The sequence below is a fragment of the Pseudomonas sp. PK-RTE-24 genome, from assembly GCF_054052265.1.
The window spans coordinates 3,067,360-3,088,063 of the sequence record NZ_CM133224.1; the positions used below are offsets into that span (position 1 = coordinate 3,067,360).

At 59.7% G+C, this 20,704-nt stretch carries 17 protein-coding genes; 12 read left to right on the forward strand and 5 right to left on the reverse strand.

Going from position 1 to position 20,704, the window contains the following annotated elements:
* Window positions 1–353: 353 nt before the first annotated feature.
* The 4 genes from ACV8MC_RS13760 to ACV8MC_RS13775 all read left to right on the forward strand — a co-directional run bounded on the left by ACV8MC_RS13760 (window position 354) and on the right by ACV8MC_RS13775 (window position 5,654).
* A complete protein-coding gene (locus ACV8MC_RS13760; protein ID WP_016773603.1) occupies window positions 354–1,958 on the forward strand; it encodes a tetratricopeptide repeat-containing response regulator in 1,605 nt (534 codons plus the stop codon).
* Window positions 1,955–2,647 carry a sensor histidine kinase gene (locus tag ACV8MC_RS13765; RefSeq protein ID WP_016773604.1) on the forward strand — a complete coding sequence of 231 codons (693 nt, stop codon included), beginning with the start codon at window positions 1,955–1,957 and terminating at the stop codon, window positions 2,645–2,647. Before ACV8MC_RS13760 ends, ACV8MC_RS13765 begins: the two co-directional genes overlap by 4 nt.
* Window positions 2,648–2,954: 307 nt before the next feature.
* Window positions 2,955–4,196: a glutamine synthetase family protein gene (locus ACV8MC_RS13770; protein WP_191637002.1), complete on the forward strand. Its 1,242-nt coding sequence runs from the start codon at window positions 2,955–2,957 to the stop codon at window positions 4,194–4,196.
* Between the two features lie 69 nt (window positions 4,197–4,265).
* Entirely contained in the window at window positions 4,266–5,654 is a 1,389-nt protein-coding gene (locus ACV8MC_RS13775; protein ID WP_457262314.1) for an MFS transporter, read from the forward strand.
* Window positions 5,655–5,727: 73 nt separating this feature from the next.
* On the opposite strand, the gene ACV8MC_RS13780 is transcribed toward ACV8MC_RS13775, so the two are convergent.
* The 4 genes from ACV8MC_RS13780 to flgA form a co-directional block, all read right to left on the reverse strand.
* Window positions 5,728–6,474, reverse strand: a complete 747-nt coding sequence (locus ACV8MC_RS13780) for a flagellar brake protein (protein WP_041479276.1) — start codon at window positions 6,472–6,474, stop codon at window positions 5,728–5,730.
* A gap of 89 nt (window positions 6,475–6,563) precedes the next feature.
* Window positions 6,564–7,031, reverse strand: a complete 468-nt coding sequence (locus tag ACV8MC_RS13785) for a flagella synthesis protein FlgN (RefSeq protein ID WP_095181572.1) — start codon at window positions 7,029–7,031, stop codon at window positions 6,564–6,566.
* Window positions 7,032–7,079: 48 nt separating this feature from the next.
* Window positions 7,080–7,406, reverse strand: a complete 327-nt coding sequence (flgM, locus tag ACV8MC_RS13790) for a flagellar biosynthesis anti-sigma factor FlgM (RefSeq protein ID WP_016773609.1) — start codon at window positions 7,404–7,406, stop codon at window positions 7,080–7,082.
* A gap of 162 nt (window positions 7,407–7,568) precedes the next feature.
* Window positions 7,569–8,330, reverse strand: a complete 762-nt coding sequence (flgA, locus tag ACV8MC_RS13795) for a flagellar basal body P-ring formation chaperone FlgA (RefSeq protein ID WP_150637562.1) — start codon at window positions 8,328–8,330, stop codon at window positions 7,569–7,571.
* Window positions 8,331–8,412: 82 nt separating this feature from the next.
* Here flgA and ACV8MC_RS13800 point away from each other — a divergent pair, with 82 nt between their 5' ends.
* The 6 genes from ACV8MC_RS13800 (at window position 8,413) to flgE (ending at window position 13,546) form a co-directional block, all read left to right on the forward strand.
* On the forward strand, window positions 8,413–9,345 hold the full coding sequence (locus ACV8MC_RS13800; RefSeq protein ID WP_016773611.1) for a chemotaxis protein CheV: 933 nt from the start codon (window positions 8,413–8,415) through the stop codon (window positions 9,343–9,345).
* 46 nt (window positions 9,346–9,391) lie between these two features.
* Window positions 9,392–10,219: a protein-glutamate O-methyltransferase CheR gene (gene cheR, locus ACV8MC_RS13805; protein ID WP_016773612.1), complete on the forward strand. Its 828-nt coding sequence runs from the start codon at window positions 9,392–9,394 to the stop codon at window positions 10,217–10,219.
* A gap of 359 nt (window positions 10,220–10,578) precedes the next feature.
* On the forward strand, window positions 10,579–10,989 hold the full coding sequence (flgB, locus tag ACV8MC_RS13810; RefSeq protein ID WP_016773613.1) for a flagellar basal body rod protein FlgB: 411 nt from the start codon (window positions 10,579–10,581) through the stop codon (window positions 10,987–10,989).
* Window positions 10,990–10,992: 3 nt separating this feature from the next.
* Window positions 10,993–11,436 carry a flagellar basal body rod protein FlgC gene (gene flgC, locus ACV8MC_RS13815; protein ID WP_016773614.1) on the forward strand — a complete coding sequence of 148 codons (444 nt, stop codon included), beginning with the start codon at window positions 10,993–10,995 and terminating at the stop codon, window positions 11,434–11,436.
* A 15-nt stretch (window positions 11,437–11,451) separates the two neighbouring features.
* Window positions 11,452–12,180, forward strand: a complete 729-nt coding sequence (flgD, locus tag ACV8MC_RS13820) for a flagellar hook assembly protein FlgD (RefSeq protein ID WP_016773615.1) — start codon at window positions 11,452–11,454, stop codon at window positions 12,178–12,180.
* Between the two features lie 31 nt (window positions 12,181–12,211).
* Entirely contained in the window at window positions 12,212–13,546 is a 1,335-nt protein-coding gene (gene flgE, locus ACV8MC_RS13825; RefSeq protein WP_041479563.1) for a flagellar hook protein FlgE, read from the forward strand.
* Window positions 13,547–14,574: 1,028 nt separating this feature from the next.
* Here the strand turns inward: flgE and ACV8MC_RS13830 are convergent.
* Window positions 14,575–17,469, reverse strand: coding sequence for a ribonucleoside-diphosphate reductase subunit alpha (locus ACV8MC_RS13830; RefSeq protein WP_024013986.1), 2,895 nt, complete (start codon window positions 17,467–17,469; stop codon window positions 14,575–14,577).
* Window positions 17,470–18,328: 859 nt separating this feature from the next.
* Between ACV8MC_RS13830 and ACV8MC_RS13835 the strand changes: the two genes are divergently transcribed.
* The gene (locus tag ACV8MC_RS13835) at window positions 18,329–19,051 is read left to right on the forward strand and encodes a response regulator (RefSeq protein WP_056788095.1); all 723 of its coding nucleotides are present in this window, start codon (window positions 18,329–18,331) and stop codon (window positions 19,049–19,051) included.
* Window positions 19,048–20,658, forward strand: coding sequence for an ATP-binding protein (locus tag ACV8MC_RS13840; protein ID WP_041479566.1), 1,611 nt, complete (start codon window positions 19,048–19,050; stop codon window positions 20,656–20,658). The genes ACV8MC_RS13835 and ACV8MC_RS13840 overlap by 4 nt, the downstream gene beginning before the upstream one ends.
* Window positions 20,659–20,704 lie beyond the last annotated feature (46 nt).

Consider the following 20,704-nt stretch of genomic DNA (forward strand, 5'->3'; position numbering starts at 1 on the left):
GTCCGGGGGCGCAGGTAATTGAGCAGAATAAACCTCATTTGCGAATCTGCCTGCACTTTTGAAGGACAAATGTGCTGCCTGTGTTTTTGACATCCGGTGATTGGCAACCGTGCCGATTAATTTGCCGGCGTGATGGTCGGTGGTCGTTCGTCGTCAATTTCGATCCTTAGACGCTTCGACAATCTCAACGAAGAATCTTGAGCAGCACCCTCAGGCCCCGTGATTTTTGGCCGATAACCCGAACGGTGAGTTCAGACTCCAGCGAAATCGCTTGATGGCGCATGGCCTCCAGCTATCATCTGCGCGCCTGAAATCGCCTCGGTTCGTTTTCTTCAATTGCCTGGAAATCTTCGATGTCGTCGTATCACCAAAAAAGCTTTCTGATCGTCGATGATTTTTCCGATTTCCGCAGTTCCGTGCGTTCGATGTTGCGTGAGCTCGGCGTCAAGGATGTCGATACTGCCGACACTGGCGAGCAGGCGCTGAAGATGTGCTCGCAGAAGTCCTACGATTTCATTCTTCAGGACTTCCACCTCGGCGACGGCAAGAAGAACGGCCAGCAGGTACTCGAAGACCTGATGTCGGAAAAGCTCATCAGCCACGAAGCCGTTTTCGTCATGGTCACCGCCGAGACCAGTCAGGCGATGGTGCTCAGTGCGCTGGAGCATGAGCCGGATGCGTACCTGACCAAGCCGTTCAACCGTTCCGGGCTGGCCCAGCGCCTTGAGCGTCTGGAGCAACGCAAGACGTTGCTCAAACCGATTCTGCAGGCCCTCGATCGCGGTAAGCCGGTCGAGGTGCTCAATGCCTGTATTGCCCTGTGCAAACAGGACATCCGCTATTCGCCGCTGTGCCTGCGTTACCGCGCCGATGCGCTGCGCGACATGAATCAGAACGAAGCGCTGGAGCGACTCTACGACGGCATCATTGCCGACCGTCCGTTGCCGTGGGCCTTCGCTGGATTGGGCAAGTTGCTGTTCAAGCGCGGGCAGGTCTCGCAGGCCAAAGAAGTTTATGAAAAAGCCTTGAAAGTCTTTCCGATGATGCCGGCGCTGTATGACGGCATGGCCGATGTGCTGGTGGCCGAAGGCGACAGCAAAGGCGCGCAGCGAGTGCTCGAAGAAGCGATCCGTCTGTCGCCGCTGGCGGTGCGCCGTCAGGCGCTGCTCGGCAAACTGGCGATGGCCAACGAAGATTTCGAAACCGCCTCGCGGGCTTATCGTCAGGCCGTGGCGCAGGGCGCGCAGTCGCGTTTCAAGGACCCGGAAAGCAATCTCGGCCTGGCGCACGCGCTGATCAGCAAGGGTAGCGATCGCGGGCTCGACACGCGTACGCGACTGGAGATCAACACCACCCTCAGCGCAGTGGCCAAAGAAAACCCGAGCGACCCCGGTCTGCAGATTCGCGCGCGTTTGATGAAAGCCACCAGCCTGTTGCTCAACGACGCCGAAACCGCCGACAAGCTCACCGAACAGGCGCTGATGCGCCTCGATGGCATGGAGCAATTCATGAGTCCCGAGGCGGCGTTGCTGGTGGCCAAGCAGTTGCAGATGCTCGGTCAGGCCGAGGCGGGCACTTCGATGCTCAAGAGCTGCGCGGAGATCTACGGTGATGACCCGGCGGTGATGAAAGACATTGCCAAGCTCACCGACGATCCGACGATTCTCAGTTCGAGCAACGCTGCGGCCGATCTCAACCGTCAGGGCGTGCGCGTGTACAAGACCGGCAATCTGGTCGAGGCCCGCGAAGTGTTCCGCAAGGCGCTCAAGCTGCAACCGAAAAACATCAGTATCGCGCTGAACCTGGCCCAGTCGCTGCTGCACGGCACCGACACCAGTGTGCCGTCGGCGGAGCTGGAAGAATGTCGGGCCTGCCTGAAACTGGTGGGCCTGATGCCCGACACCGACGCGCGGTTTGCGCGTTATCAGAAGCTGAAAAGCAAGGCGTTTGGCGAATGAACCCAATAGATCCGGCGCTGGATTTTTCCACGGTGATTGCCTCCACCGTTCACGACATGAAGAACTCTCTGGCCATGCTGATGCAGGCGCACAGCCAATGGCTGGCGCGTCTGCCGAAAGAGCTGCGCGACGGCTCGGAGCAGGGCGTGATCGACTTCGAGTTCGCCCACCTCAACGGCATGCTCGTGCAGTTGCTGGGGCTGTACAAACTTGGCGTGAATCAGTTGCCGCTGCAGCCGGCGTATCACGAACTCGACGATTTCATCGAGGCGCAACTGGCCGCGCATCAGGAAGTGTTTGCCAGTCGCGGCATCATCGCCACCTATGAAGTCGATCCGTTGAGCCCGCTGGGTTTCTTCGATCGCGAGCTGATCGCCTCGGTGCTCGGCAACTGCATCAACAATGCGATTCGCTACGCCCGCGAGTCGTTGCTGATTACTGTCAGCGACGAAGCCGGGCAACTGGTGTTGAGCATCAACGACGATGGCGACGGCTATCCGGCAGAGATGCTCGAGCGTCAGGCCGATTATGTGCAGGGCATCAATCACAGCAGCGGCAGCACCGGGCTGGGTCTGTATTTCGCCAATCGCATCGCGGCGCTGCATCAGCGCAACGGCGTGGAAGGGCGCACCGAAATCAGCAATGGCGGGCCGTTGGGCGGTGGGGTGTTCAGCCTCTACTTGCCCTGAGGTCTGGTGTAGGAGCTGCCGAAGGCTGCGATCTTTTGATTTTGAAAAGCAAGATCAAAAGATCGCAGCCTCGTTGCACTCGTCAGCTCCTACGGCTCCTGCACAAGATCGGGATTTTTGTGGGCGCTGCTTGATATTCCGAACAGCCGCAGCCTATTTTGTCCGGGTCGCCGTTCGCGGCTCGCACAACAACAAGGATTGCGTCATGACAACCGATGGCCAGGGTTCACTCGCGCAGCGATTGACCGGCATTGATGAGATTGAATGTGTCACCCCGGATCTGAACGGTGTGCCACGGGGCAAGGTGATGACCGCCGAGGGTTTCCTCGAAGGGCGGCGTTTGCAGTTGGCGCGGGGTGTGCTGCTGCAATGCATCATGGGCGGCTATCCGCCGGCGCGGTTCTACGGCAGCGATGACGGCGATCTGGCGCTGGTCGCCGATCCTGCGCAGATTCACCGTTTGCCCTGGAGCGACGAGCCGCGTGCCATGGCGATTTGCGACGCCGACGAACTGAGCGGGGGGAGCTCAAGTCTCTCGACCCGTGGCCAGCTCAAAGCGGTCATCGCCCGTTACGCCGCGCACGGTCTGGCGCCGGTGGTGGCGACCGAACTGGAATTTTTTGTCTTCGCACCGAACACCGATCCGACTCAGCCGTTCCGTCCGCCGGTGGGCCTCGACGGCCGTCGCGAGGATGGCCAGTCGGCGTTCAGCGTCAGTTCCAACAACGGCCTGCGGCCGTTCTTCAGCGAAGTATATAAATGCATGGCCGCCCTCGGCCTGCCGCGCGACACGTTCATGCATGAAATGGGCGTCAGCCAGTTCGAGATCAATCTGCTGCACGGCGATCCGCTGCTGCTGGCCGATCAGACGTTCCTGTTCAAGCATCTGCTCAAGGAGGTCGCGCTCAAGCATGGCCTGAGCGTGGTGTGCATGGCCAAACCGCTGGCGCACACGCCGGGCAGTTCGATGCATATTCACCAGAGCATCGTTGAGATCGGCAGCGGCAAGAATGTCTTCACTGACTCGAACGGCGAGCCGACGTCGATGTTCCGCCACTTCATCGGCGGGCAACAGGCAGGCCTCGCCGATTTCACCGCACTGTTTGCGCCCAACGTGAATTCCTATCAGCGCCTGTGTCATCCGTACGCGTCGCCGAACAATGCCTGCTGGTCCCATGACAATCGCGCCGCCGGCTTGCGTATTCCCGCCAGCTCGCCGGCCGCACGTCGGGTCGAAAACCGCTTGCCGGGCGCCGACGCCAATCCTTATCTGGCGATCGCCGCCAGTCTGGCCGCGGGTTTGCACGGCATCGAACAGGAGCTGGAGCCGAGCGCAGCGATCCAGGGCGAATTCGCCGTGCCGGATAATCTGGCCTTGCCGTGTACCTTGCACGCCGCGCTTGAGCGTCTGAAACGTAGCCAGTTGGCGAGGGAACTGTTCGGGTCGGAGTTCATCGAAGGCTACATCGCTTCGAAGACCATGGAGTTGACCAGCTTCTTTGATGAAATCACTCCCTGGGAGCGCCGTGTACTGGCCGCCCAGGCCTGACGTATCGCTGCTGCCGGGCTGTCGATCTGACCGCCCGGTATTTACTGCAAGGAGCCGCTCGGAACGCCGATGCGCCAAATCTGGAAATCCTTTCGAGCGCTGTATTTCGCCTCGCTGATGATGTTGATCGGCTCAGGCCTTCTTTCTACTTATCTGGCTTTGCGTCTGGCCGCCGACAATGTCGACGGGCTGTGGGTCGGTGCGCTGATGGCGGCCAACTATTTCGGTCTGGTGCTGGGCGGCAAGATCGGCCATCGCCTGATCGCCCGGGTCGGGCATATCCGTGCCTACTCGGCGTGTGCCGGGATCGTCGGCGCGGCGGTGCTCGGTCATGGTCTGGTGGACTGGCTGCCGGCGTGGCTGGTGCTGCGGACGATCGTCGGTCTGGGCATGATGTGTCAGTACATGGTCATCGAGAGCTGGCTCAACGAGCAGGCCGATGCCGATCAGCGTGGCCTGGTGTTCAGCGGTTACATGATCGCCTCTTATCTGGGCCTGGTGCTGGGCCAGCTGATTCTGGTCATGCATCCCGGCCTCGGGCTGGAACTGCTGATGCTGGTGGCGCTGTGCTTTGCCCTGTGCCTGGTGCCCGTGACGCTGACTCGACGGATTCACCCGGCGCCTCTGCACCCCGCGCCGATGGAGCCGCGCTTCTTTATCAAACGTGTGCCGCAATCGCTGAGCACGGTGCTCGGCGCCGGTTTGATCATCGGTTCGTTCTACGGTCTGGCGCCGCTGTACGCCTCGCAACAGGGGCTGACGACCGAGCAGGTCGGTCTGTTCATGGGTAGCTGCATTTTTGCCGGCTTGCTGGTGCAGTGGCCGTTGGGCTGGTTGTCCGACCGTTATGACCGCGCATTGCTGATTCGCTGCTTTGCCGGGTTTCTGGCGGTGGCGGCGTTGCCGTTGGCGATCATGCCGCAGGTGCCGCTGGAGGTGCTGTTCGTCGTCGGCTTCTTCTGTTCGCTGGTGCAATTCTGCCTGTATCCGCTGGCGGTGGCGTTTTCCAACGACCACGTCGAAGGCGATCGCCGCGTGTCGCTGACCGCCATGCTGCTGGTGACTTATGGTGTTGGTGCGAGCATCGGGCCGCTGCTGGCGGGTGTGCTGATGAAGTTTCTCGGCAGTCAGAGCCTGTATGCGTTCTTCAGTTTCTTCGCGTTGGTGCTGGTCTGGCGGATTCGTCCGAAAGCAGTGACCAACCTGCACCAGGTCGACGACGCACCGCTGCATCACGTGGCAATGCCGGACAGCATGTCGAGCTCGCCGCTGGTGGCGGCGCTTGACCCGCGTGTCGATGAGCAGGTGGTGCAGGAGCAGATGGTCCAGGACCCGGCGCCGGTCACTCCTGAGCCTGAGCCTGAGCCCGAAGCGCAGCCGGAAGCAGTCGTTGAAACCGAACTGGACAGCGGCAATGACGACAAGCCTGCGCCGGATATCAGTGGTGGCAGGCCCTGAGCCGAAGATAAACACCGGCGCATAAAAAAGGGCAGTCCCGCACAGGACTGCCCTTTTTATTGGTCGCTGCGACTCAGAGATCGTCTTTGTCGAAACGCCGTGCTTCACGCTGCAACTGGTAAACGAAACGCTCGACGTTGCGCGCAGCCTGGCCACTGATGTTGTGGAAGCGCAGACCGGCGAAGGTGATGTTGAGTTTTTCTTCGAAGTGCAGGTAGCGCAGCTCGACCGATGTTGGCTGATTGCCGAACAGCGGCGGGGCGATCAGGCGGTCGTAGACCTGGCCCAGTTGCAGGCGGTCAGTGATGTCGCCTTCGAAGCGGAATTTGCAGCCGGTGGCGGAGATGTCCAGCAGCTTGCCGTGCAGAGGAACCTTGAGCTTTTCGCCGCCCAGTTCAACGCTGACCAGGTCGGTGAGTTTCAACGCAGCGCGGAAGGCGTTGCGGCGCTGGTGGTAGACCACTTCGCTCGGCAGGTCGCCGGTGTAGAAACGGTCGCCGTCGGATTCTTCGATGTTCAGTGTGCCGTTGCATTCCCAGGCGATGCGCACGCCGTCATGAAAGCCTTCGACCTTGAACGGCTCGCCCGCTTGCAGGAAGCGCTCGCCATCGCGCGGGATCATTTCGTCCAGGGCGATCGTCGCGGTTTCGCGGTCGACCTTGATCAGGTAACTCTGAAAGCGCTGGCTGCGTTCATGGAAGGTGATGATCAGCGGATCGTGGCTGTCTTGCAGCTGGCGCAGGTTGCTGGAGATTTCCAGTGGCGTGGTGAGCACCTTCGGAGGCTGCGGAGCATCATCCGCGCTTAGGGTGTTGGACACGGTTCTTCAATCTCCAGACAAAATAAGACGACTGGCCAGTATTTTGCCAGCATGTTGCGCAGGTGGATAGTGCAGGGTCAGCGAATGGCTCATGCCTGGCTGAGCGTTCGCGGCTTGACCGGTTTGGCAAAGGTGCCGCTGGCGTCGTACAACGCTGGCGGCTCACCGCCGGTGAGGATCTTCAGCTGATTGGCCGTGGTCGCCTGCTGGATCTGGATCGACTGGCCATTCTTGACGTTGGCAGCCTGGCACTGGGCGATCAGCGCGGTCAGGGCGTCGCCCTGGGTCAGCAACTGTTCGCCAATGCTCGAGTGACTGGCCAGTTGCTCAAGACCTGTGCGATCGGTCGGCAGGTTGAGGCTGGCGAGGATTTCGCTGCGCTTGCGGCCATGCTGCTCGAGCAGAATGATCAACGCTTGCTTGGTCGCCAGAATTTCTTCCAGCAACGGCATGTCGCGACCATGCAAAGCGAGGGATTCGGTTTGCAATAACTCCAGCAATTGTTGCGCTGGAGCAAAGTCGTCGTTGATCAGTTGCAATAAGTTAGTGTCGTGCATGGCTGGCCTTGGGGTTTAAGCGTCCAAAAGCCTGGCGCCGGCAAAAGCCTAGCGCTGGGCTTCGAAGTTGAGCAGTTTGCTGGCTACACGGTTGCTGTCGACTTTATAGCTGCCATCGGCAATCGCGGCTTTCAACTCGGCCACACGGGCTTTGTCGACAGCAGGCTGATCGCGCAGCTTGTCAGTGACCTTCTGCAACTGTTGAGCCTCATTGCTGAGGTGTACCGACTCCCCGCTTTTGGCGACATTGGCCTGTTCGGCCTGGGTATTCAGCGGCGCGGAGGGGCTGTTTTCAGCGCTTTCCTTGGCGTTGCTGGTACGTGTGCTGCCGGTTAGTGACGAGGAACTGTTCAATCGGTTGAAATCGATAACCATGATAAAAAACCTCTGGGAATTTGGACGCTTGCCATGTTTTCGGCTATCCCCTGAAAAACTTTAGGCCCAATCAACCATAAGCTTGCATGCGCCGTTGCGAGACCTGCTGCGGCACAGTTTAGGGAAGCGACGGGATCGGCGCCAGTTTTCTCCACGAGGCTTTTACATGGCCACTTCGACCTGTCCCGGCGCAATCACCTGCGCCTTGATAACTCTCTGAGAATTAAGGTTTTTTACTCGAATCTGTTCTTTCATCCCGCCATTGGAGAGCGCTTCCCCCGGCATGCGTACGGCAAGGGTGCCGCTGCGCGCAGTGATCACCACCTGATCACCCTTGCGGACCACTTCGGCCTGTTCCAGATGCACCAGGGTGATGACCTGATCGGCGACCGTTGGTCGGGTAAGTTTCTGCCCGATCGCTTCGTCGACAGAGGTCAGGAAACCCTGGTTGATCGTGCTGACGTCGCGCTCGCGCAAGGTCACGTCCTGCGGCTCGATAATGCCGGCGCGTTTCAGCGGACGAGTGGTCGTCACGATATCGCGAAACAGGCGGACTTGAGCGGGTACGAACACCGTCCAGGGCGAGCTGCCTTCGCAGCGAACCTTCACCGTGACGCGGCCCAGCGGGCGTGCCGGGCTCTCCAGAGTCGCTGTCAATTCCTTGTCGCACATGGGCATGCGCATGCGCGGGTCGAGCTGATTGACTTCGATTTCGTAGCGGCCTTCGGTTTGACTGGAAGCCAAATAGTCTTCTACGGTGAATTCAAGAAAGCCCTGAGTCACGCCGATAAGCATATCAGGCAAGGTAACCGCATCTGCATGGGCAGGACTGCCAGCAAGCAAGCAGCAAACGGCGGACACCGCGCAAAGCCCTTTGCGAAGGGAAGATGTCAGGCGTCGGGAAAATGTCGTTTGAGCGTTCATACGAGTTAAAAAGCAAGCGCCGTGCCGTTTAGCAATGAATGTGCGTCGCAACAACACTTGGCGTTGATGTAGGAGTCTGGGCATGGCTGGTGTAATGGATTCGGTGAACCAGCGCACGCAACTGGTAGGGCAGAATCGCCTCGAGCTGCTGTTGTTCCGTCTCGACGGGCCGCAGCTCTACGGGATCAACGTGTTCAAGGTACGGGAAGTGTTGCAATGCCCGTCCCTGACGTTGATGCCCAAATCCAGTCCTGTCGTGTGCGGGGTAGCGAATATACGGGGAGCGACCATTCCGATCCTGGATCTGGCAATGGCAACGGGCTCCGGTGCGTTGAAAGACAAGAACAGTCCGTTCGTGATCATCACGGAGTACAACACCAAGACCCAGGGTTTCCTGGTCCGCTCGGTGGAGCGCATCGTCAACATGAACTGGGAAGAGATCCATCCGCCACCCAAGGGTACCGGTCGCGATCACTACCTGACCGCTGTGACTCGGGTCGACAACCAGTTGGTCGAAATCATCGACGTCGAGAAGGTGCTGGCCGAAGTGGCGCCGACGCCGGAAGCGATTTCGGTGGGCGTGGTCGATGTCGAGACGCAGACCAAGGCGTTGTCGCTGCGGGTGCTGACGGTCGATGACTCGTCGGTGGCGCGCAAGCAGGTCACCCGTTGTCTGCAGACCATCGGTGTCGAAGTGGTGGCGCTGAACGACGGCAAGCAGGCGCTGGATTACCTGCGCAAGCTGGTCGACGAGGGCAAGAAGCCGGAAGAAGAGTTCCTGATGATGATTTCCGACATCGAGATGCCGGAGATGGACGGGTACACCCTGACGGCGGAAATCCGCGGCGACGCACGCATGCAAAAGCTCCATATCATCCTGCATACTTCGTTGTCGGGGGTATTCAATCAGGCGATGGTGAAGAAAGTCGGTGCTGATGACTTTCTGGCCAAATTCCGTCCTGATGACCTCGCATCCCGGGTAGTCGACCGGATCAAAGCAGCAGATATCAGCTAGGGACCTTCTGTCCCTGGCGGTCAACACGATTTAAGAGGCGGCATCATTGTCTACGGGTAATTTGGATTTCGAACAGTTCCGGGTCTTCCTGGAAAAAGCCTGTGGCATTCTGCTCGGTGAAAACAAGCAGTATCTGGTCTCGAGCCGTCTCAACAAACTGATGGAGCAGCAAGGCATCAAGTCCCTGGGTGAGCTGGTACAGCGCATCCAGACCCAGCCGCGCAGCGGTTTGCGCGAGCAGGTGGTCGATGCCATGACGACCAACGAAACCCTGTGGTTTCGCGACACCTATCCGTTTGAAGTCTTGAAGAACAAGGTACTGCCGGAAGCGATCAAGGCCAGCCCCAACCAGCGTCTGCGGATCTGGTCGGCGGCCTGCTCGTCGGGACAGGAACCGTACTCGCTGTCGATGTCGATCGACGAGTTCGAGCGCAGCAACCTGGGTCAGTTGAAGATGGGTGTGCAGATCGTTGCCACCGATCTGTCGGGCCTGATGCTCAACAACTGCAAAACCGGCGAGTACGACAGCCTGGCCATCGGTCGCGGTCTGTCGCCGGAACGCCTGCAACGCTACTTCGACCCGAAAGGGCCGGGGCGCTGGGTGGTCAAGGCGCCGATCAAGAGCCGGGTGGAATTCCGCTCGTTCAACCTGCTCGACAGCTACGCGGCGCTGGGCAAGTTCGACATCGTGTTCTGCCGCAACGTACTGATCTACTTCTCTGCCGAAGTGAAGAAGGACATCCTGTTGCGCATTCACAGCACGTTGAAGCCGGGCGGGTATCTGTTCCTTGGCGCTTCGGAAGCGCTGAACGGATTGCCGGATCATTACCAGATGGTTCAGTGCAGCCCGGGGATTATTTACAAGGCGAAATAAGCGGTTTGCGCTGATACAAAAACGGGAGGCCCGCAAAGGCCTCCTTTTTTTATGCCCGAATTATTTTCCACGAATCCCCTGTGGGAGCGAGCCTGCTCGCGAAAGCGGTCTGTCCATAAGACAGTTGGCGCCTGACACGCCGCCTTCGCGAGCAGGCTCGCTCCCACAGGGATCTGCGCTGACCTGGCAACGACGGCAAGCGGCAGAAAAGCGGCATCCGGCGGTAACCGGTTGCCGCTTTTCTGGCATTGCCGCTTAGCCTGTTCGGCACAAAGCCCCGGAATACGGGGCTTTGATCATTTGGCACGGCGCTTGCTAAAGCTCAAGTACGAAAAACCGGTCACCTGAAGGTTCCCGACATGAGCATCAGCTTCGACAAAGCGCTGGGCATTCACGAAAAGGCATTGGGCTTCCGCGCCCAGCGTGCCGAAGTGCTGGCCAACAACATCGCCAACGCCGACACCCCGAACTACAAAGCGCGGGATCTGGATTTCTCCAAAGTGCTCGAAGCACAGACCGAGAAGACCAAGACCGGCGGCCACTTTGCCCTGAACATGACCAACAGCCGGCACATCGAGGCTGAAGGGCTGGGCAATGGCGACGAGTCGCTGATGTATCGCACGCCGATGCAGCCTTCGATCGACCAGAACACCGTCGACGCTCAACTGGAACAGTCGAACTACGCGGAAAACGCCGTCGGCTTCCAGGCCAGCTTCACCTTGCTCAACAGCAAATTCAAAGGGCTGGTGTCAGCCCTGCGCGGAGAATAATCCATGTCCCTGTCCAGCGTTTTCAACATTGCCGGCAGCGGCATGAGCGCGCAGACCACGCGTCTGAACACCGTGGCGTCGAACATCGCCAACGCCGAAACCGTTTCGTCGAGCATCGACCAGACCTACCGCGCCCGTCATCCGGTGTTCGCCACCATGTTTCAGGGCGGCCAGGCCGGCGGCAGCAATTCGCTGTTCCAGAACCAGGATGCGGCCGGGCAGGGCGTGCAGGTGCTTGGCGTCGTCGAAGACCAGAGCAACCTCGAAGCGCGCTACGAGCCGAACCATCCGGCCGCCGACGCCAAGGGCTACGTCTACTACCCGAACGTCAACGTGGTGGAAGAAATGGCTGACATGATTTCCGCGAGCCGCTCGTTCCAGACCAACGCGGAAATGATGAACACCGCCAAAACCATGATGCAGAAGGTACTGACCCTCGGTCAGTAATAAGGGGCGACTGCCATGAGCGTTACGGATACCACCAGCAGCCTGAGCATGAACGACATCCTGGCCAACTCGTCGAAGAAGGCCAGCAGCACGACGTCGGGCGGCATCGCTTCGGCGACCAACAGTGCCACCGGCGGCCAGGCGCTGGGCAAGGATGCTTTCCTGCAATTGCTGGTCACCCAGCTGAAAAACCAGAACCCGCTCGACCCGCAGGACAACAGCGCTTTCGTCGCGCAGTTGGCGCAGTTCAGTAGCCTTGAAGGCATCACCACGCTGAACTCCACTGTCAGTGGCCTTGCCGGCAACTACAACTCGTCGCAGGCGTTGCAAGCGTCATCGCTGGTCGGTCGCAACGTGATCGTGCAGACCAACACCGCCCAGCTCGATGACCCGAGCAAAGGCCTGACCGGTTCGGTCACCGTGCCTTCGTCGATTGCCGGCGGCACCGTGACCATCACCGACAAGGACGGCAAGACCGTGCGCACCATCGACCTGGGCAGCCGCGCTGCCGGCGATGCCAGTTTCACTTGGGACGGCAAGGACACCGCCGGCACCGTGGTTCCGGTCGGCACTTACACGTTCAAGGCCAACGCACCGATCAACGGCACCGCGACCGACCTGGCGACCTACCTGCCGGCGACCGTCAACAGCGTGACGATCAGCCAGACCGGTGGCGAGCTGATGCTCAACCTGGCCGGCAAGGGCACCGTTGCCCTGTCCAAAGTACAAACCATTGGTATATAGAGCCGACTAACCCGGCACGAAGGAGTGGAACATGTCTTTTAACATCGGCCTTAGCGGTCTCTATGCCGCCAACAAACAACTCGACGTCACCGGCAACAACATCGCCAACGTCGCCACCGCCGGTTTCAAATCCTCGCGCGCAGAATTCGAAGACGTCTATTCGTCGACTCGTCTGGGCAGCGGCAGCAAAGTGATCGGCAACGGCGTGCGCCTGGCCAACGTTTCCCAGCAGTTCACCCAGGGTGACATCAACAACACTGGCAACGTGCTGGACATGGGCATCAACGGTTCCGGCTTCTTCACCATGAGCAACAACGGCTCGATCTCGTACACCCGTGCCGGTACGTTCAAGGTCGACAACGCCGGTTACATCACCAACACCGACTACACCTCGCGTCTGCAGGGTTACGGTGTGGATGCCAACGGCAAGATCATCAACGGCGTGTTGACCGATCTGAAGATCGACACTTCGAACCTGGCGCCGAAGTCGTCTTCTGCGGTGACCTCGAGCATCAACCTCAATTCGTCTTCGCCAGTGATCGTTGATACCGGCGCCAGCGCCGTCAAGTTTGATCCGTCGAAGCCTGAGACTTACACCAAGTCCTTCAGCACACCGATCTATGACACCCAGGGCAACGCCCACGTCATGGACCAGTACATGGTCAAGACTGGCGGGAACACCTGGAAGGTTTACACCCTGGTCGATGGCCGTAACCCGGACGCTACCGGCAGCAACCCTGTGACCACTGCGCCGGTTGCTTCGACATTGTCGTTCGACAGCTCCGGCAAGCTGGTTCAGGTGAGCACGCCTAACCCGGCGGATCCGGCCAACCCGATCATCAGCAGCGATCTGAAGATGACCGGCTGGGTGCCGGGCACTGTGACCAATGGCGTGTTTACGCCTAACGGCGCGGCAGCGAACCCGAATGGCGTGACCATCTCGATGGCCAACACCACTCAGTACAACGCTGATACCTCGCGTACGATCCCGACTCAGGATGGTTACGCCACTGGCCAGATCACCAACCTGACCATCGACGGCACCGGTACGCTGTTTGCCAACTTCAGCAACAACCAGAGCAAGGCGATTGGTCAGGTTGCACTGGCCAGCTTCACCAACGAACAGGGCTTGCAGGCTGTCGGTGGCACCAGCTGGAAAGAGACTTTCGCTTCGGGTATTCCGGGCTATGACGCGCCGAAGACCGGTACGTTGGGTGAGGTGGTGTCCAACTCGCTGGAAGAGTCGAACGTTAACCTGACCAATGAGCTGGTTGATCTGATCAAGGGTCAGAGCAACTATCAGGCGAACGCCAAGACTATTTCGACGCAGAGCACGATTATGCAGACCATTATTCAGATGACCTGATTCGGGTTTCTGACTGGTTTTTTGGGCCCCTCGGTTTTGAGGGGCTTTTTTTTTGGTCGTGGCGGCCTTTGGGCCGACCAGGCTGTTGGGGTTTTGGGGGTATATCCGTTTTTTGCGGTGCTGCGGCTGGCGGTTTCGCCCTTACGGCGACTCACTTTTTTTACAAACGCCTAAAAAAAGTAAGCAAAAAAACGCTTGCTCCTACGTTCGGCCCTCGCAGGCTCGGGTCCCTTCGCTGCGGGATCGATCCGGGCGCAGCGGCTCCGGTTTGCTTCGCTGCACCTACACTCGCTGTGTACGACTGCGTCGTACGGTCGCTGCGCTCCCACGCCCGGATCAATCCCTCCGCTCAGCCTTCCGACGTCGCCGGTGGATCAAGATCAAAGGCAGTACTCGAGCTTGCGCTCATTGTTGAGTGGGGCGGCTTCGCCGCGGGCAGCTGCGCTGCTTTGCCTTTTTGTGGGAGCGAGCTTGCTCGCGAAGGCGGCCTGTCAGCCGACCTGTTCTTGAAGTGGTACCCAATCCAACTGTAGGAGCTGCCGAAGGCTGCGATCTTTGATCTGGCTTTTGCTTTTGCTTTTGCTTTTGCTCTGGCTTTTGATCCGGCTTTTGATCTTTTGCCCCTTCGGCAGGCTTCGTTACGGGATCGATCCGGGGGTGGGAGCGCAGCGACCGTACGACGCAGTCGTACACAGCGAGTGTAGGTGCAGCGAAGCCAACCGGAGCCGCTGCGCCCGGAACGGTCCCGTAACGAAGGTACCCCGAGCTCCAGCGAGCGGGCCGTACGCCGGGGCAAAGCCTTTTGGGTTACCTTTTTGGCGTCTGAAAAAGGTGACTCGCTGTAAGAGCGAAACCGCCAGCCGCAGCACCGAGAAAACGGATATTCACCCAAAACCCCAAGAGCCTGGTCGGCCCAGAGGCCGCCAAGGCCGCCAAAAAACAAAACCCCCAACAAACCTGAAGTCTGTCGGGGGTTTTCTTTTGTCTCGAGATCCCAGGCGTCTCGCAACGCCTGATCTCAGCTCAGCTTATTGGCAAGCTTCGCAATCCGGCTCGTCGATCGCGCAGGCCTTTGGCACTGGCGCCGGACCTGCCGGAGCGGCCAGGACCGAATCGTCGCCGTGGTTGCCGCCGCTGGAAACAGCGTTCAGCTTACCGGTGTTGATGGTCGACTTCTCGGTGCTGGTCGCGGCCAGGGCACGGAGGTAGTAAGTGGTTTTCAGACCACGGTACCAGGCCATGCGGTAGGTCACGTCGAGCTTCTTGCCCGATGCGCCGGCGATGTACAGGTTCAGCGACTGGGCCTGGTCGATCCACTTCTGACGACGGCTGGCGGCGTCAACGATCCACTTGGTGTCCACTTCGAACGCGGTCGCATAGAGCTCTTTGAGTTCTTGCGGAATGCGCTCGATCTGCTGCACCGAACCGTCGTAGTACTTCAGGTCGTTGATCATCACCGAGTCCCACAGACCGCGAGCCTTCAGGTCGCGAACCAGGTACGGGTTGATCACGGTGAATTCGCCCGACAGGTTCGATTTCACGTACAGGTTCTGGTAGGTCGGTTCGATCGACTGCGAAACGCCAGTGATGTTGGCGATGGTCGCGGTCGGTGCGATGGCCATGATGTTCGAGTTACGGATGCCTTTCTGTACACGGGCGCGAACCGGTGCCCAGTCGAGGGTTTCCTTCAGGTCGACGTCGATGTACTTCTCGCCGCGCTGTTCGATCAGGATCTGTTGCGAATCCAGCGGCAGGATGCCCTTGGACCACAGCGAACCGTTGAACGTCTCGTAGGCGCCGCGCTCGTCGGCCAGGTCGCAGGAAGCCTGGATCGCGTAGTAGCTGACCGCTTCCATCGACTTGTCGGCGAACTCGACGGCCGCGTCGGAGCCGTAGGCGATGTGCTGCAGGTACAGAGCGTCCTGGAAGCCCATGATGCCCAGACCGACCGGACGGTGGCGGAAGTTGGAGTTCTTCGCTTGCGGCACCGAGTAGTAGTTGATGTCGATCACGTTATCGAGCATGCGCACGGCGGTGTTCACGGTGCGTTGCAGTTTGGCGGTATCGAGCTTGCCGTCGACGATGTGGTTCGGCAGGTTGATCGAGCCCAGGTTGCAAACGGCGATTTCGTCCTTGTTGGTGTTCAAGGTGATCTCGGTGCACAGGTTCGAGCTGTGGACCACGCCGACATGCTGCTGCGGGCTGCGCAGGTTGCACGGGTCCTTGAAAGTCAGCCATGGGTGGCCGGTTTCGAACAGCATGGACAGCATCTTGCGCCACAGGTCTTTGGCCTGGATGGTCTTGAACAGCTTGACCTTGCCCGGGTACTCGGTCAGCGCTTCGTAATACTCGTAGCGCTCTTCGAACGCTTTACCGGTCAGGTCGTGCAGGTCCGGTACTTCGGATGGCGAGAACAGGGTCCACTTGCCGTCATCGAAGACACGCTTCATGAACAGGTCAGGGATCCAGTTGGCGGTGTTCATGTCGTGGGTACGACGACGATCGTCACCGGTGTTCTTGCGCAGCTCGATGAACTCTTCGATGTCCATGTGCCAGGTTTCCAGGTAGGCACACACCGCGCCTTTGCGCTTGCCACCCTGGTTCACGGCCACAGCGGTGTCGTTCACTACTTTGAGGAACGGCACAACGCCTTGCGACTTGCCGTTGGTGCCCTTGATGTACGAACCCAGCGCACGAACAGGCGTCCAGTCGTTGCCCAGACCGCCGGCAAATTTCGACAGCATGGCGTTGTCGTGGATCGCGTGATAGATGCCCGACAGGTCATCCGGCACGGTGGTCAGGTAGCAGCTCGACAGCTGTGGACGCAGGGTACCGGCGTTGAACAGGGTCGGGGTCGAAGCCATGTAGTCGAACGAGGACAGCAGGTTGTAGAACTCGATCGCACGGTCTTCTTTCTGCTTCTCTTCGATCGCAAGGCCCATGGCCACGCGCATGAAGAAGATCTGCGGCAGTTCGAAACGCACGCCATCCTTGTGGATGAAGTAGCGGTCGTACAGGGTCTGCAGGCCCAGGTAGGTGAATTGCTGATCGCGCTCGTGGTTGATCGCCTTGCCCAGTTTTTCCAGGTCGAAGGTAGCCAGCACAGGGTTCAGCAGTTCGAACTCGATACCTTTGGCGATGTAGGCCGGCAGTGCCTTGGCGTACAGGTCGGCCATTTCGTGATGGGTGGCGCTTTCGGCGACTTCGAGGAAGTTCAGGCCTTCGGCACGCAGGGTGTCCATCAGCAGGCGGGCGGTAACGAACGAGTAGTTCGGCTCGCGCTCAACCAGGGTACGGGCGGTCATCACCAGCGCGGTGTTGACGTCGGTCAGGGCCACGCCGTCGTACAGGTTCTTCAGGGTTTCGCGCTGGATCAGGTCGCCGTCGACTTCTTCCAGGCCTTCGCAGGCTTCGGTAACGATGGTGTTCAGGCGGCCCATGTCCAGCGGCGCGAGGCTGCCGTCGGCGCGGGTGATGCGGATCGACGGGTGCGCGTTGACTGCTGCTTCGGCAGGAGCGTGAGCTGCGCGCTCTTTCGAACGGCCGTCACGGTAGATCACGTAGTCGCGTGCAACTTTCTGCTCGCCGGCACGCATCAGGGCCAGTTCGACCTGGTCCTGGATTTCTTCGATGTGGATGGTGCCGCCCGATGGCATGCGACGCTTGAAGGTCGCAGTGACCTGTTCGGTCAGGCGCGCAACGGTGTCGTGGATTCGCGACGAAGCGGCAGCGGTGCCGCCTTCAACTGCGAGGAACGCTTTGGTGATAGCGACGGTGATCTTGTCATCGGTGTAAGGAACGACAGTGCCATTACGCTTGATCACGCGCAGCTGGCCAGGCGCGGTGGCTGCCAGATCCGAAGTCGAATCGGCGGCCTGCGGCAAGGTGCCCTGCGGGTTCTCGCGAGTTGTGTCGGTTTGCATGGGGGGTGGTCTCCACATTCTCTATGTTTGTTTGGCACCGTCATGGTGCTCACCGTTCTGTACCGAAGCACTGCAACCGACGGGCGTCGGCATTACAAACTTCGGAACAGTAGGAAAAAGGCTGCAACGCCGCATCCTTGCCGAAGTTTTGGTTACGAGCCGAAGCTCGCCACCGGATTCCTTCGCGGGTGGCAGTCATGACTGCAACACCCATACCGTTTTGTCCGTTTCGGACCAAATAAAACGGTGCCATCCGCCAGTGCGGTTTGGGCTTGAAAAAACTCGCTTGTTCTACCGGAAACCGGCCATAAAGCACTTGAGTTTCAGGTCTGAAATGTGGTTGGGCGTTTTAGGTGAAAACCCTATATGTAGGGTCTCCGTTTTCGCCGTGCTACAAGATAATGCGTTTCAGGGGGGGATTGCAATGTACTACCTGTGGATAAGCCTGTGCGTAATTTGTGTAAGAAACAGGGAAAACGCGTGTAGGCCGCGAACCTGCTGAGCCAGACCGTTTGTCACTGTTTTTTTGCCTGGAAAAACGCTTCAGCGGTTTTTTAAGGGCGCGAACCCTATCACAGAATTCCGCCTTGTCCGAACGCATTTACCGACTTGTTTTCCGGGTGATCGGCGTTTATACAATCGCTGGGTGCACGGGCATTTTTATCCTCCTGAAACATGACAGATGATCGGGAGATACACGCAGGATTGTGGGAGCGAGCCTGCTCGCGAATCGGTTGACCACTGAGCATTCAGGTTGAAGCAACAGACGCTTTCGCGAGCAGGCTCGCTCCCACAGGTTTTGTCCGTGTCAGGCGATTGTCTTTCTTCTTTTAATAAAAACAGCAAGCAGAGGTCACCGGTGGAGCAACAAACCTGGCAGGTATTGATCGTCGAGGATGACCAGCGACTGGCCGAGCTCACCCGCGATTACCTGCAAGCCAATGGCCTGCGCGTGGAGATCGAAGGCAACGGTGCGCTGGCGGCGGCGCGGATCATCAAGGAGCAACCGGATCTGGTGATCCTCGACCTGATGCTGCCCGGCGAAGATGGCCTGAGCATCTGCCGCAAGGTGCGCAGCCAGTACGACGGGCCGATCCTGATGCTCACCGCGCGCACCGACGACGCTGATCAGATCCACGGCCTCGACCTCGGTGCCGACGACTATGTGTGCAAACCGGTGCGTCCGCGCTTGTTGCTGGCGCGCATCCAGGCGTTGCTGCGACGCAGTGACACACCGGAGCCGGTCGCGGAAAAATCCCGGCGGTTGCAATTCGGTCCACTGGTGGTCGACAACGCATTGCGAGAAGCCTGGCTGAGCGACAACGGCATCGAGCTGACCAGCGCCGAGTTCGACCTGCTCTGGCTGCTGGTGTCCAACGCCGGGCGGATACTTTCCCGGGAAGAAATCTTCACTGCATTGCGCGGCATCGGCTATGACGGCCAGGACCGCTCGATCGACGTGCGCATCTCGCGCATCCGCCCGAAAATCGGCGACGACCCCGATCATCCGCGCCTGATCAAGACCATTCGCAGCAAAGGCTATCTGTTCGTCCCTGAGGCCTGCGCAGACCTGGCGCTGTGAATTCGATCTTCCTGCGCATCTACGGCGGCATGTGCGCCGCGCTGATTCTGGTGGCGGTGCTCGGCGTGCTGGCGCTGAACCTGCTCAATCAGGTGCGCAGCGAGCAATACCGCGAACGCCTGGCCCACGGCACCTTCTCGCTGATGGCCGACAATCTGCAACCGATGAACCAGACCGAACGCCATCGCGCGTTGCTGGTGTGGGAGCGGCTGCTCGGTATACCGCTGACGCTGAAGAAATTCTCTGAAACCGACCTTGATCTGGCCCAGCGCACCCGTGTGTTGCGCGGTCAGGCGCTGGTCGAGCAGACCGGGCCACATGCGGCCAAGGTCTATCGGCTGATCAGCGAAAAAGAGCAGCTTGTACTGGTAGGAGAGGTGCAGCAGATCAGCGAGCAACTGGCTCGGGCGACCATTTACCTGCTGGCCGATGAACTGGTGCGGGTACCGGTCGGCGAACAGCCCAAGCGTCTGGCGCAGATAAAGCAGGAAAAGGGCTTCGGCTTCGATCTGCGTCTGGTCACGGTAAATGACGCCGACATGGACGAAGACCAGAGTCGTCGCGTGGCCGAGGGCGATACGGTGATGGCGCTGGGCAAGGGCGGCGATTCGATCCGCGTGTTCGCCGGCATGGTTGGTACGCCGTGGGTGCTGGAAATCGGCCCGCTGTACCAGATGAATCCGTACCCGCCGGAATGGCTGGTATTGATTGCCGCGCTCGGTCTGACGCTGATCGGTCTCATCGTTTATCTGCTGGTGCGTCAGCTTGAGCGACGTTTGCGCGGCCTCGAAGCGGCGGCCACGCGCATCGCCAAGGGCAGCCTGGAAACCCGTGTGCCGGCGCGCGGCGCTGACTCGGTCGGGCGGCTTGCGTCGGCGTTCAATGGCATGGCTGAGCACTTGCAACAGTTGCTGGCGATCCAGCGTGAACTGGTGCGCGCGGTGTCTCATGAACTGCGTACCCCAGTGGCACGGCTGCGTTTCGGGCTGGAAATGATCGGCACGGCCACCACCCCGCAGGCACTGGAGAAATACCGTGAAGGCATGGATCACGACATCGAGGACCTCGACAAGCTGGTCGACGAAATGCTCACCTACGCACGACTGGAGCAAGGCTCGCCGGCGCTGACTTTCCAGCGAATCGATCTGGATGCGCTGGTCAATCAGGTGATCGCAGAATTGGCGCCGCTGCGCGCCGAGGTCACGGTGCAGCGCGGTTTGTGTCTTTCATCTGCCGACAATGACGGCGCCTGGGTCGAGGCTGAACCGCGTTATCTGCATCGGGCGCTGCAGAATCTGGTGGGCAACGCGATGCGCCATGCGCATTCGCAGGTGACGGTGAGTTATCAGGTCGGCCAGTTGCGTTGCCGGATCGACGTCGAGGATGACGGGCCGGGCGTGCCGGAAGTGGCGTGGGAGCGGATCTTCACGCCGTTTCTGCGCCTCGACGATAGCCGCACGCGGGCCTCGGGCGGGCATGGTCTGGGGTTGTCGATTGTGCGGCGGATCATTCACTGGCACGACGGCCGCGCGATCATTGGCAAGAGCAAGAGCCTCGGCGGGGCGTGTTTCAGTCTGAGTTGGCCGAGGAATCAGGAGCGCCGCTGAGATTCGGTATACCGCCTTCGCGAGCAGGCTCGCTCCCACATTTGAA